Raw genomic sequence first — 12,808 nt, forward strand, 5'->3', positions numbered from 1 at the left:
TTGTTTATGTTCAAACATGTATAAAAATGGCCAGGCATCGTTGTACACTCTGTTTACATAAGTGTAAAAAATATATACAATATTCTTTACACTAGAAATTGTATGGAGTGATTTGATGGCTCATGAAAAGTTCTACCTTAATACAATTCTTTCTTTAGAAGATGATGCAATTACAATTATTGATACCGATCAACAAGTTCATTTTTGGAATGCTGCTGCTGTTCAAACGTATAATATTGAACAATCCGCTATCCTTCACCAACCAATTACCAACTTTTTTCACAGTGATGATTTAATTGTGTTACAGGTGCTTGCATCACAGGAACCAGTTAAAAACACGTATCATCAGCCGCGTAAAGATAAGCATGTCGTAATAAACGCTGCTCCAATATATAATGAAAAGCAGGAGTTAGTGGGCGCTGCGTCCATTGAAAGAGATATCACGCAAATTGTAAAGTTAAATAACAATTTGGAAACAACAGCTGCAGAGCTAAATGAACTTAGGCAGAGAGTGAATATGAACCATGAGGAAACACCATTTTCAAAATTAAAAGGAAGGAGCTTTTCCCTTCAACAGACGATTCAAATTGCTAGAAAAGCTGCAAAAACAAATGCCACAACACTCATTCTTGGCGAAAGTGGAACCGGAAAAGAAATATGCGCAAGAGCCATTCACGAAGCAAGCGATCGAAAGAGTGGACCCTTTGTTCCAGTGAACTGCGGAGCTATCCCAAGTGCATTATTTGAAAGTGAGCTATTAGGCTATGAAGGTGGATCATTTACAGGTGCAGAGAAGAATGGAAAAGCAGGAAAAATTGAAATGGCACATGGTGGGACTTTGTTTCTCGATGAGGTTGGAGAGCTCCCATTAGAAATGCAAGTTAAGCTGCTTCGGGTGCTTCAGGAAAACCGGATTTATCGAATTGGCGATTCTACCGGCAGGAAAGTAGATGTACGATTTGTCGCAGCAACAAATCAAAATCTAGGAGTGCTTATGGAAGAAAAGGAATTCAGATCAGATTTATTTTACCGATTAAACGTCATTCAACTGACCATGCCCCCGCTCCGAGAGCGGATTGATGATATCCCTGAGCTGACGCAATTATTTCTTAAACAATTCGCTATCCAGCATCAAGTTCCGACCCCAGAAATTGAACAGGACGCAATTCACATTTTACTCGAATACGACTGGCCAGGAAATGTTCGTGAACTTCGAAACTTTATGGAACGCATTATAATTCTTTCCGAAAAACCATTTATTACAAAACAGGATATATTAGATTACTTTCCTAATCCTACAATTCAACAAAACCGTAAAGAATTAGTGACGAGCCATTTACTGCCGCAAGAAAAAGCAGCGATGGAAAGGCAACGTATTGAAGAAATGCTGAGGCAAACGAATGGAAACAAAGCGCTTACCGCGAAGAAATTGGGTATATCCCGTATGACACTGTATAATAAAATAAAAAAATATGGGATTTAAAGGATTAGGGATCTATAAAACAGACTTCATTTTATCGTAAATTACAAAAATGCCACAGCGTGTTTATTCACTCATTGTGGCATTTTCTTTATTCCGGCGTATTATTTCTCAATATCGAATTTCTCTTCCGTTCACTGTTAACCAGTCTTCCCACTATTATCCAAATACGTTCAATAGCATCGCAATGCTCATTTTCCAATCTATTTGATAACTTTTATTAAATGTTCGATTCCCATAGGTTTCATTTTTTATTTTTTCCATTCGGTCATACGCAATACTTTTATAAATAGCAATGTCCATTTGCACGATTGCTTCCTCCCTTATTGTTGATTCTATTTCATCATACAACTGGGAAGACTTCTGGTCGTCGGCTCAGGGCCTGAAATTCGGTAACAATTATTTCCTACCGTAGCTTCAGAACCTCTACATCTTAGGTCTGAAAATATGTTCTATATAACCTGGCAGAGAAAGCTTCTTACGGTAGAGTAAAATCATTTGTTTAGGGTCTCAATTATACGAGAGCCACCTCATTTAATTTAGTTAACATCCCTGTTACCTCCTTTCTTAAAAATCAATTGCTACATACTTATTAACGCATGGATAGGGCTGTACAAACAAGTGAAAAAATAATTATAATCGTTTTATACAACTCTTCAACCGGCGCTAAATTATTTGAACCCGAAAAAGCGTGAAGCTCCATTTAGCAGCTTCACGCTTTTATAACATATATGATAAGCACTCAATCATGATTATTCCGCACTTTATAAATGATTTTTCGAATGCTGTCAATTGACAAATGAAACTTCCGTTCTAATTCTTCCAATGTTTTTCCATTATTGTATAATTGGAAAATTTCTTCATTCCGTTTTGCGATTAACGCTCGCGATCCACTCACTTCTCCCCAGCCTGCCCGCTCACTTTTTGCTTTTGGGATATAAATCAAGTCACCCTGAATATATTTCTGCATTTCTTTCAGCAAACTAGGGGGAAGGACCTCTTTTGCATTTTTGTATTGCACGATTTACGTCCTCCTTGTTAACCTGTACATCTATATCAAAATCGAATTGTATGATGCTCATCTCACACCTACTCCTTTCCTTGAATTTTATTTATAATAACATACTACTCTACTGAAAAGTATAAACGATCTTTCCGATTATGGAAAGATGCTAATTTTCTGAATGAAAACTCCAAATAAATGGGGCCGCAAGACACGGCCCCAGGTAGAGATTCCCGCTATGCGGAAATCACCTCTGCATTTGTAATCAATATAATCAGCCTCCTTTCACAAGAGTCTATCGGTCCGACATCTTAATTAACGCATACCTACCCTACTGCTCTCAAGAGAAAGAATAATTATAATTGTTTTATCCTTTCCCGCATTTGCAAACTAAGATTATTTCATCATTGTCAACTAATTACAATTTAGGTTGACAATGAAACTTCCTTCGACGTATAATCCAAATAGTAAGATAATTACCCAGCCAAATAAGCCTTCTAAAAATTTAATTTGAATAAGGAGCTTTGTATGATGAATGAAAAAAGCAAGAGACTTAGAATTCTACTCAATTGTTCGATTTTCGCAGCAATAACAGCAATTTTAGCGCAAATCGAAATCCCACTGCCATTAATTCCGATAAGCGGACAAACTCTAGCTGTCGGAATTGCCGCTACTGTTTTAGGCAGTCGTCAGGGTGCTCTAGCAATGTTATGCTATGCAGCCATTGGCGCAGTCGGAATTCCTGTTTTTGCAGGCTTTAGTGGCGGACCACAAGTATTAGTAGGTCCATCAGGAGGTTACATTTTCGGCTTCATTGCAGCCGCCTATATCACCGGGTTAATTTTAGAAAAAACTAGGTTTACGGTTCGTATGGCCTTGATTGCCAATATTGCGGGGATGTTTGTTACACTGGTATTTGGTACAATCCAACTAAAAATTGTTTTAGATTTAGGCTGGAATGCAGCTTTAACAGCTGGAGTGTATCCATTTCTTATCGTCGGTTTCATCAAAGCATATCTAGCAAGCTTGATTGGTATCGTTGTACGACAACGATTAATTCAAGCGAAGCTGATTAATGGTGCGCAAAAAGAGATTGCTTCTTAAATGGATGTCGAGGGACGCCAATGTTCGTCCCTCCTTCGCTTTACAGATCTCCAATTAGACTTTTAGCGAGATAAACATTTATTAATAGACAATTATTTTCATTCCTCACAAGCTTAGTAGTCCAATTTCCTGAAATCATTTCTTCAAGCTGCTTCGCCTGCTCCTCACTTATTCTCAACTGACAAAAACCATCATCTTTTAACTCATAATCACGATCTTCGAGTTTATCAAATTTCAGTTGCAATAAATTTTTCAGACCATTGAATGTAACAAATTTTATGGAATACCCTTCAATTAAAATCTTTTGAAACTCCGCTGTCCCTAGCCTTTCTTCAAGCTGAATCAATTCATTAAAATCAAAGCTTGCATGATAAGTACGAAAGCCTTCCATATCTTTTCTTTCTACCTGTTGCATAATTTCCTGATTAGACACACCGTTTTTTCGGAGTGTTTCAATTATGTAAGCATCCATTAACGAAATCTTGTTCACCATTTCCATTACCTCCTGTATGTATTTCTGCTTTCCTTTATTGATTACAAAGTAAGACTCCCAACTCATTATACCTTTTCACCCATTTTATCAAAAATTTATTGACAGTATAAATTCCACCTGTTATGGTTATACACATAAGTATATAACCATAATAGAAGATAACCAAAAAGGAGGGTAGCCAATGAAACGTAATTTTGATGAAGATAAACCAATTTATATACAAGTACGAGAACAAATTGAAGATCAGATTATCAATCAGCAGTTGAAAGCGAATGACCAGGCACCTTCTACAAATCAGCTCGTTCATTACTATAAAATCAACCATGCGACAGTTTCTAAAGGAATAAACCAGCTTGTAGACGAAGAAATACTATTTAAGAAAAGAGGTATCGGTATGTTTGTAGCTGAAGGAGCAAGAGACAAACTGCTTGAAAAACGACGTAAATCATTTATGGAGGACTATATCGTCACACTTGTTCAAGAAGCCAATAAATTAGAAATTACGACAGAGGACATTCTCACCTATATTAAAAAAGTGAAAGGAAGTGGAAAGTAATGCATATTAAAGCTACCAATCTGCAGCTTGCATATGGACGTGACCCGGTACTCCATGACATGAATTTTGAGATACACGAACCAAAAATCTATGGACTGCTTGGAAGAAATGGTGCAGGTAAAACATCGCTCCTATCCATTATTGGATCATTCCGCGAAGCTACTTCTGGCGATTTACGAATTAATGGTGTCGCCCCATTTGAAAATGCTCAGATTATGCAAGATGTAACATTTATGTACAATAAGGATTTTACTGGTGAAACAGATTCCCCATCAACTATCGTCAAATATCTTGGGCGCTACCGTCCACATTTTGATTTAGAATACGCGATGAAACTAATAAGAAAATTCAAATTAGAAGGTAATAAATCAGTAGCCAAACTATCAAAAGGTAAGCAATCTGCATTTAATGTCGTTGTTGGATTAGCGAACAGGTCACCAATTACGATATTTGATGAAGTATATCTTGGAATGGATGCACCAGCTCGCGATTTATTTTATAAAGAACTATTAAAGGATCAAGAATTGCATCCACGAATTATCATTCTGTCTACCCATCTTGTCTCAGAAATGGATTATTTATTTGATGAGGTAATGATTATTCATGAAGGAAGAATACTTCTCCAAGAACCCTACGATGCAATCGTTTCTCGTGGTGTAACTGTAGTCGGAGGCAAGGATGCTGTGGCCAGATTTGCTGCAAACAAAGAAATACTTAACGAGGAGCAATTAGGAGACACAAAATCTGTAACGATTTACGGTGAAATGAATGAAGCCGATCGATTAGCTGCTTCAGAATTAGGGCTTACAATTGGTCCCGTATCACTCCAAGATCTATTTATCCAGCTTACAAAGGAGGATGATGAACATGAATAGACCTAGTCTTTTCCCTAAAGTTTCCTTGGATTTATTTTGGGTACAGCTTACTTGGACGTTTTGGGCACTCGGTATTCACCTCATCATTAATATCGGTAAAATTTTCTTAAGCGAACACCTAGATACATTCTACAGTGCCAGCTATGTAGCAGGTAATATTTATATGTTCGTCATCGGTATTATTGCCATAAATTTTCTGCCCTATTATGTAGAACATGGTATAACACGTAAAGATTATTTCCTTGGAAATGTGATTGCAAGTTTTGGCTTATCTATCGTTATTCCGATTCTCACCTATCTGATTAGCTTGGTAGAAAAATTAATTGTTACTAATTTTTCTCAGATTGCATTAGCAGACCGTACGTTAGAGGATATTGTTATCGATATTGACGGTAATATTATTGGTGAGGTTCTTTTATCGTTCCTACTAACACCATTTATTAGTCCGGAATCTAATATTTTTCTCTCACTTGGCTTATTCAGCCTACATCTATTCGTATTTTATCTTGTTGGCTGGCTGATTAGTGCTGCATTTTATCGCATAAACGTTCTTTTCGGTATATTATTTATTGCTGTGGCAATTGCAATCATCGCAGTTAAGGACTCCATGATACGAATAGTGCTAGATATACCGCTATTCGAAAACTTCTCAGCATTAGATATTGTTCCAAATGGCTTGGCATGGCCGATCGTATTCGTTACAGTACTTATAACAATTATACTTATTCGTCTGTTAACGAAACGTGCTGCATTAAAAATATAGAGTGAAACTTCATTCAGTGGGGATTCTCTTCCTCCCTACTGAATGTTAGGACTGTATAGAAAATCCACAGATCCTTGAACATAATATTAACAGGACTATCCCCCAACCTATCATGTTTTGGTTCTCTTCTGCTTAGAGGTGGGGAATTACAGCCCGTTAATACGATAAATATAGAAAAGGCCGATGCTTTCAACAGCAGCGGCCTTTTTACTTCAAAATACTTAGGCAGGATCTTTCCTCACTTTCTTCCTTAGCCAAGGCTGTGATTTCCAACGTCTAAAGGCAAATATTCCACGTACCCATTCATCTACACCTTGAGCTAGCCAGACTCCCAAAAGTCCTAGTCCAAGAGAAATCCCAAACACATAACTTAGCACTACCGCAAGTCCCCACATAGAAATGATCCCTATAATTACAGGGAACCGGACATCCCCTACTGATTTTAATGAACCCATCAAGACCATATTCACCGCACGACCTGGTTCTATAAATACGATTGCCCATAATACTGGAAGTGCAACAGCAATAATCATTGGATCCTCTGTAAATAACCCAAGAAGGCTTTCCCCAGTAAATGCAATAATAAAGGAAATAACTACTGAAACGAAAAAGGCAATCCGAAGTGTTTTTAACCCTCGCTTTAATGTTCTTTTATACTGTTTTGCCCCTATATAACGAGCAACTAATATTTGTGTCCCTTGTGAAATTGCCATGGTAAACATGAAACAGAACATTGAAATATTTAAAATATACACCCTAGCTGCTAAAGCTGCATCCCCAACTATTGCTACAAAGCTCGTTATCACGACTTGCGACAGTTGATAAGATAACTGTTCTCCCGCAGACGGAATTCCAATACCCATTAAATTTTTTGTGTTCGTCTTGTCGATCTTTAAAATATCATTGATTCTGTATCGAATCGCAAGGCGTTTATAAACGAAAAATAATAGCGCAAATACTAAAAATAACCTTGCAACAATTATTGAAATGGAGACTCCAACAACTCCTGTCACCGGAATTCCAAACAAACCATTAATCGCTATGAGGAAACCGATGATACTAATCACATTCATCACGATCGTTACAAACATTGTCTCTCTCGTATGTCCATAACTGCGTAAAACTGCACTTAAAGCCAAAGCGACTGCTTCAAGACAAAGAGATAAGCCAGTAACAACTAAATAAGTATGCGCGTAACCATAGACCTCCCCACTTAGCCCATAAAAGTTTAGAAAGATCCCTCCAAATATAGCAACAATAATCGTCATACCAATACCAATCCAAAAGTTAAGTCCGAAAGCGGATCTTGCAATGGTACGAGCCTCTTTAATCTGGTTAGCACCTAAATTCTGACCGATTAGAATGGTTGCTCCAATCGCTGTTACGTTAAATACCAAAATAAATATGTTCATTATCTGGTTTGCAACACCAACACCCGCAACAGCATTATCAGAGTATCCACTCAAGATTAATGTAGCAATAATACCCACGCTCATATGAAGAGATATTTCAATAAACAGTGGCCATGTAAGGTTAAACAGCGACTGGTCCTGGTACTTATTTTTTTCAACACTCAATTTTGCTCATTTCTCCTTCACGCTAAATTTCAGTCATTAGAAAACTTGGCATTTGTTAAAGGAATTCTTAAGAAAGTGTTCTTTGCTTTCTTAGAAACCTCTATACATCGGAGTGCAAGCCTTTAAGCCAATGCCTTAATTGCACTTATGCAGATTGAAAATTTTATATTTTTCTATCTGCCAACATAATTTTCAACCAATTTAATAATGATAATGCATATTAACTAGAAATCTCCCTCTGTAATGTGAAACGCTTTGCTGCAGGGTATTAGCACATTAATGCTAAATGTATTCCAAAACCCATAAAAGAATGCAGTATTTGCATTAAAAAAGACCGTCTGAGAAATCGCAAAATCGCGACCTTCCAAGACAGCCTCATCTGCTATAAATTTGTTTCACTAGTATATTTCCCTAGGAAGAAGTGAATATTATCTCAAAATGTACTATTAGAATATTCTAACATAAAATTAAGCTAATTTCAATTTTTTATGATAACGTGTTTGTATATAATCTAGAAGTTTCTAGTATACTGAATTCCTACTTCCTTACATACAAACGCTTATTATCTTCTACTCCACTTAGACAAATTGCAGCAGTATCCTTTGTAATATCAAGCTCTAATGTCGAACCATCAACTGGTAGGGTCTCCTCAAATAGTTTTTCATATTCGGGAACAGTTACTTCCATTCTTGAATCAAATAAATGTTTATGATCATTGATGTGAAGATGCTCACGATAATCGGACTGTAGAATCCCAGTAAAAAATTCTCCAACAGCGCCTGAACCATAGCTGTATAAACCAACCCTTGATCCGGCTTCTAATCCCTCGTTAAGTTCAAGAAGCGATAACAAGCTTAAGTATAAAGATCCCGTGTAGATGTTTCCAACGCTTCGATTATATTGCGTACTTACTTGATAATTCGCAACCAATCTTTCGTTGTCTTCCTCTGTACCTTCATCTAAAATCGTACGTAACGCCTTTAATCCCATCTTTGTATATGGCAAGTGGTAACAAATTGCCTCAAAATCTTTCAATTCAAGACCTGACTTTTCTTTATACTGCTCCCAAACCTTCGAAAAGAAGTATATGTATTGCTCATTGGAAAACTTTCCATCAACAAACGCTTTGTCAGAGTAAATCGGTCTCCAGAAATCCATAATGTCATTTGTAAAATAAGCACTATGCTCTTCAAGGACCATGATTCTTGGATTTGCACTAATCACCATCGCAACTGCTCCTGCACCTTGTGTGGATTCACCGGCGGTATTTAGACCGTACCTCGCGATATCAGAACCTATTACCAATACCTTGCTTTCCGGATTTAATGCAATATGCCCTTTTGCCAATTGAATTCCAGCAGTTGCACCGTAGCATGCCTGCTTCATTTCAACAGTACGTGCATGGGGATTTAACCCAAGTAAATTATGTACATAGACCCCTGCAGACTTCGAGTTATCAATACCTGATTCGGTACCAAAAATAACAAAATCGATTTTCTCTTTATCTGCCTCGTTTAAAATCCCAAGTGCAGCGTTCGCAGCCAATGTAACCGGGTCTTGTGTAATAGGCGGAATCGCCATTTTTTCCTGTCCAATTCCAACGGTGAACTTTTCCGGCTCTATGTCTCTTGCAACAGCTAATTTGTTCATATCTACATATAAATGCGGTGTATAAAAACCTATCTTATCAATCCCTATATTCAATGCCCTGCTCCTTTACAACTACCAAAATTTTATACTGTACTGCTTCGTGAAATAGTGCACAACTATTATTTTTTAAATTAAACAACAGTTAAATGATAATATAATGTATTACGAAAAACAACTCATTTGAAGTTAGATGGAAAGGTTTTCTAAACTACCGGATTAGCTAATTTGTCTGTATGATTGATTATCTATCAGCGCTCACGATGACTCATAATTTCAATCTCTTGTAGGGCCTGTGTTGCTAATTGATCAGCCTCACGGTTCATTTTCCGGGACACATCTTTATAAGTTGGGGCAATTCCAAGCTGTTCTAACTTTTGTTCAATCCGATTAATCCATGCTGATAGCTCCTTTTCATAGCATGGCCATTCCCCATCCAACTGATGAATGACAACCTTTGAATCTCCAACAAATGTTACTGGTAAGTGGTGCACACCTAATAGCTCTAATTCAGTTAATCCTAAATGAAGCGCCGCATATTCTGCTTCATTATTATTTATAAGGCCTTCCACTAAAGCATTTTTTCTTATCCGATAGGCCTTTTCATTTTGCTCATAGTAAATGACACAGCCAAGACCTGCTTTATCTGTCTTCAAGTCAAATCCACCATCAAAATAGACAGTTATATCATGCGGTTCCGTTTTAATTTCTTCCATGTATTTCTTTAATTGCTTATAGGTCCAGCTTCTATCATTGCTATCAATAAATGTTAATTGCTTGATTCTTCCAGTTTTCTCCATGTCTTCAGCAATGATGACGGCTTGTCCAGCTTGCATCATATCTGAGCTAAGCATCGTCTCTAATCCCTTTTTTGTACGATATGTTAATTCCATTCTCACTTGCAAAGATAAAACCTCCTTTTTACTTGGATATAAAACAAAATAAATGACATGAAATTTGAATAAAACACATTTAATGAATGAACCTTTCATTCATATTATTTTATATTGTATCCTAAAAATGCACATATCTTAGCAACACCACAAATTTGTTTTAATAATAACAAAAATGTATTTAATAAAACAATTGACAAAACTATAAAATTTATGCAAAATGGATTTAACAACTGAATATTCGTTATTTTCTTATCCAGAGAGGTGGAGGGATTTGGCCCTACGATACCTCGGCAACAGGCTTTTTTAAGTACTGTGCTAATTCCAACAAGCATTAATGCTTGGTAGATAAGAAGAGTAAAGTGAATAATACATACATGACCTCTTCTTTTCGGAAGGGGTCTTTTTATGTTTTCCCACCTTTTCTTATCACCACGAATACAATTTTCCACTAATGACAGCTTCAAAGGAGTGAATTAAAAGGTAGTGAAGAAAATGAAATGAGGTAATTGCTACTTTTAACGATAAAGGAGGACAGAAAAATGAGTTTATTAAGTGCTCTTGAAGAAAGGATCCTTATTGGTGACGGTGCAATGGGAACTTTGCTGTATTCATACGGCGTTGACCGTTGCTTTGAAGAATTGAATTTAACACATGAGGAACAAATTACCCGTATTCATCGATCATATATTGAGGCGGGATCCGATTTAATCCAAACCAATACGTACGGAGCAAATTACATTAAGCTTGCTCGTTATGGCTTAGAAGATCAAGTTAAAAAAATCAATACCAAAGCAGTGGAACTTGCTAGAAAGGCTGCTAAAAAAGACACTTTTGTTCTCGGAACTATCGGAGGGATACATGGCGCACAAGCATTAAATGATACAAAAGAAGAAATCAAACGAAGCTTTCGAGAACAGCTATATTGCTTACTGTTAGAAGGTGTAGATGGCCTTATTTTAGAAACCTATTACAATCTTGATGAGCTATTAACCGTATTAGAAATTGCCCGAGAAGAAACAACAATACCGATTATCACAAATGTCTCCATGCACGTACCAGGTATTCTTGAAAATGGTATCCAGCTAAAGGATGCTTTACAACGGCTAGAAGATACGGGTAGTAATATTGTTGGCGTCAACTGTCACTTAGGTCCATTTCATATGCTGCAATCATTAAAAGATGTTCCATTGTCAGATAAGACATTCTTAGCGGCTTACCCAAACGCTAGTCTGCCAGCTTATCACGAGGGCAAGCTCGTTTACGAAAATAAACCTGACTATTTCACTCGATGCGCCGAAGATTTTCGCAATGAAGGTGTTCGCTTGCTTGGCGGTTGCTGCGGAACAACCCCTGAGCATATCAAAGGATTAGCGCAAGGAGTTCGTAATTTAAAGCCATTAACGGAAAAGAAGATTATTAGAAAGCCTTCCCCTATTGAAGTAACACGTAATCAGACGACTAAAGAGACCCCTTTAGTCGATATCGTAAAGAAAAGACATTCCATCATCGTTGAGCTAGATGCTCCGAAGCATCTGCAAACAGACGCATATATGGAAGGCGTGAAGGCATTAAAGAAGGCTGGTGTCGATGCAATTACATTAGCTGACAACTCGTTAGCATCACCAAGAATTAGCAATATTGCGATCGCCGAAAAAATAAAACAAGAGGTTGGGCTAAGACCTCTCGTTCACTTAACTTGCCGCGATCGTAATTTAATCGGGCTGCAATCCCATTTAATGGGACTCGACACGTTAGGGATTCATGAAATTTTGGCAATTACGGGAGACCCAACGAAAATCGGCGACTTCCCAGGTGCCACTTCTGTTTTTGATGTAACATCGTTCGATCTAATTAAACTAATCAAGCAATTTAATAAAGGGCTTTCCTTTTCTGGTAATTCCTTACGACGGAAAACTTCTTTCAAAGTTGGTGCAGCTTTTAATCCAAATGTGGCTCATCTTGATAAGGCAGTCAAACGAATGGAAAAAAAGATTAGCTATGGTGCCGATTATTTTCTAACACAACCGATCTTCAATAAGGAGCAAATCATACAGCTGCATGAAGCAACAGCGCACATCCAAACACCTATTTATATAGGAATTATGCCGTTGACATCAACAAGAAATGCTGAATTTCTCCACAATGAAGTACCAGGAATTAAATTAAATGACGATGTTAGAGATAAAATGCGCTTTGTCTCGAACGATCGAGACAAATCGATTGAACAAGGGATTTCAATAGCAAAGGAACTTATTGATGTATCCTTACGATATTTCCATGGTATCTATTTAATTACACCTTTCGCACGTTATGACATGATTATTCGTCTTATTGAATATATCCAGGAAAAAGTCCCCAAAAGTAACTTCGAGGAGGTGTTGTCAGCAACCCCGCACAGCCTATAGGAAGAATTA

At 37.3% G+C, this 12,808-nt stretch carries 12 protein-coding genes and 1 riboswitch; of the genes, 6 read left to right on the plus strand and 6 right to left on the minus strand.

Features of this window, described 5'->3' with window-relative positions; all coding sequences use genetic code 11:
- Positions 1-115 precede the first annotated feature (115 nt).
- Positions 116-1,483 carry a sigma 54-interacting transcriptional regulator gene (locus NYE61_RS04710; protein ID WP_095307421.1) on the plus strand — a complete coding sequence of 456 codons (1,368 nt, stop codon included), beginning with the start codon at positions 116-118 and terminating at the stop codon, positions 1,481-1,483.
- Between the two features lie 156 nt (positions 1,484-1,639).
- On the opposite strand, the gene NYE61_RS04715 is transcribed toward NYE61_RS04710, so the two are convergent.
- Positions 1,640-1,789, minus strand: a complete 150-nt coding sequence (locus tag NYE61_RS04715) for a hypothetical protein (protein WP_158586301.1) — start codon at positions 1,787-1,789, stop codon at positions 1,640-1,642.
- 433 nt (positions 1,790-2,222) lie between these two features.
- Entirely contained in the window at positions 2,223-2,501 is a 279-nt protein-coding gene (locus tag NYE61_RS04720; RefSeq protein ID WP_095307422.1) for a CD3324 family protein, read from the minus strand.
- Between the two features lie 513 nt (positions 2,502-3,014).
- Here NYE61_RS04720 and NYE61_RS04725 point away from each other — a divergent pair.
- Positions 3,015-3,587, plus strand: a complete 573-nt coding sequence (locus NYE61_RS04725) for a biotin transporter BioY (RefSeq protein ID WP_303450168.1) — start codon at positions 3,015-3,017, stop codon at positions 3,585-3,587.
- A 40-nt stretch (positions 3,588-3,627) separates the two neighbouring features.
- Here the strand turns inward: NYE61_RS04725 and NYE61_RS04730 are convergent, their stop codons facing one another.
- Positions 3,628-4,080, minus strand: a complete 453-nt coding sequence (locus NYE61_RS04730; RefSeq protein WP_303450170.1) for a hypothetical protein — start codon at positions 4,078-4,080, stop codon at positions 3,628-3,630.
- A 181-nt stretch (positions 4,081-4,261) separates the two neighbouring features.
- Here NYE61_RS04730 and NYE61_RS04735 point away from each other — a divergent pair, with 181 nt between their 5' ends.
- From NYE61_RS04735 to NYE61_RS04745, 3 genes are read left to right on the plus strand one after another with little or no spacing between them, the layout of a single operon-like run.
- Entirely contained in the window at positions 4,262-4,636 is a 375-nt protein-coding gene (locus tag NYE61_RS04735) for a GntR family transcriptional regulator (RefSeq protein ID WP_095307428.1), read from the plus strand.
- The gene (locus tag NYE61_RS04740; RefSeq protein WP_095307431.1) at positions 4,636-5,511 is read left to right on the plus strand and encodes an ABC transporter ATP-binding protein; all 876 of its coding nucleotides are present in this window, start codon (positions 4,636-4,638) and stop codon (positions 5,509-5,511) included. Before NYE61_RS04735 ends, NYE61_RS04740 begins: the two co-directional genes overlap by 1 nt.
- Positions 5,504-6,274: a hypothetical protein gene (locus NYE61_RS04745; protein WP_303450177.1), complete on the plus strand. Its 771-nt coding sequence runs from the start codon at positions 5,504-5,506 to the stop codon at positions 6,272-6,274. The genes NYE61_RS04740 and NYE61_RS04745 overlap by 8 nt, the downstream gene beginning before the upstream one ends.
- A 221-nt stretch (positions 6,275-6,495) precedes the next feature.
- Here NYE61_RS04745 and NYE61_RS04750 read toward each other — a convergent pair whose 3' ends face one another.
- The 3 genes from NYE61_RS04750 to NYE61_RS04760 all read right to left on the minus strand — a co-directional run bounded on the left by NYE61_RS04750 (position 6,496) and on the right by NYE61_RS04760 (position 10,403).
- Positions 6,496-7,851, minus strand: coding sequence for an MATE family efflux transporter (locus NYE61_RS04750; protein ID WP_095307434.1), 1,356 nt, complete (start codon positions 7,849-7,851; stop codon positions 6,496-6,498).
- Between the two features lie 537 nt (positions 7,852-8,388).
- A complete protein-coding gene (locus NYE61_RS04755; protein ID WP_339316956.1) occupies positions 8,389-9,555 on the minus strand; it encodes a hydroxymethylglutaryl-CoA synthase in 1,167 nt (388 codons plus the stop codon).
- Positions 9,556-9,749: 194 nt separating this feature from the next.
- On the minus strand, positions 9,750-10,403 hold the full coding sequence (locus NYE61_RS04760) for a reverse transcriptase-like protein (protein ID WP_303450188.1): 654 nt from the start codon (positions 10,401-10,403) through the stop codon (positions 9,750-9,752).
- 237 nt (positions 10,404-10,640) lie between these two features.
- Positions 10,641-10,746: riboswitch (SAM riboswitch) on the plus strand.
- A gap of 187 nt (positions 10,747-10,933) precedes the next feature.
- Between NYE61_RS04760 and NYE61_RS04765 the strand changes: the two genes are divergently transcribed.
- On the plus strand, positions 10,934-12,799 hold the full coding sequence (locus NYE61_RS04765) for a bifunctional homocysteine S-methyltransferase/methylenetetrahydrofolate reductase (protein ID WP_303450191.1): 1,866 nt from the start codon (positions 10,934-10,936) through the stop codon (positions 12,797-12,799).
- Positions 12,800-12,808: the final 9 nt, after the last annotated feature.

Source organism: Oceanobacillus sp. FSL W7-1304, assembly GCF_037969805.1.
In the GTDB taxonomy this organism is placed as follows: domain Bacteria; phylum Bacillota; class Bacilli; order Bacillales; family Amphibacillaceae; genus Oceanobacillus; species Oceanobacillus profundus.

Coding starts and splice junctions, on each gene's coding strand:
- NYE61_RS04710 (WP_095307421.1), top strand. CDS start 116: ATGGCTCATGAAAAGTTCTACCTTAATACAATTCTTTCTTTAGAAGAT.
- NYE61_RS04725 (WP_303450168.1), top strand. CDS start 3,015: ATGAATGAAAAAAGCAAGAGACTTAGAATTCTACTCAATTGTTCGATT.
- NYE61_RS04730 (WP_303450170.1), bottom strand. CDS start 4,080: ATGGTGAACAAGATTTCGTTAATGGATGCTTACATAATTGAAACACTC.
- NYE61_RS04735 (WP_095307428.1), top strand. CDS start 4,262: ATGAAACGTAATTTTGATGAAGATAAACCAATTTATATACAAGTACGA.
- NYE61_RS04740 (WP_095307431.1), top strand. CDS start 4,636: ATGCATATTAAAGCTACCAATCTGCAGCTTGCATATGGACGTGACCCG.
- NYE61_RS04745 (WP_303450177.1), top strand. CDS start 5,504: ATGAATAGACCTAGTCTTTTCCCTAAAGTTTCCTTGGATTTATTTTGG.
- NYE61_RS04765 (WP_303450191.1), top strand. CDS start 10,934: ATGAGTTTATTAAGTGCTCTTGAAGAAAGGATCCTTATTGGTGACGGT.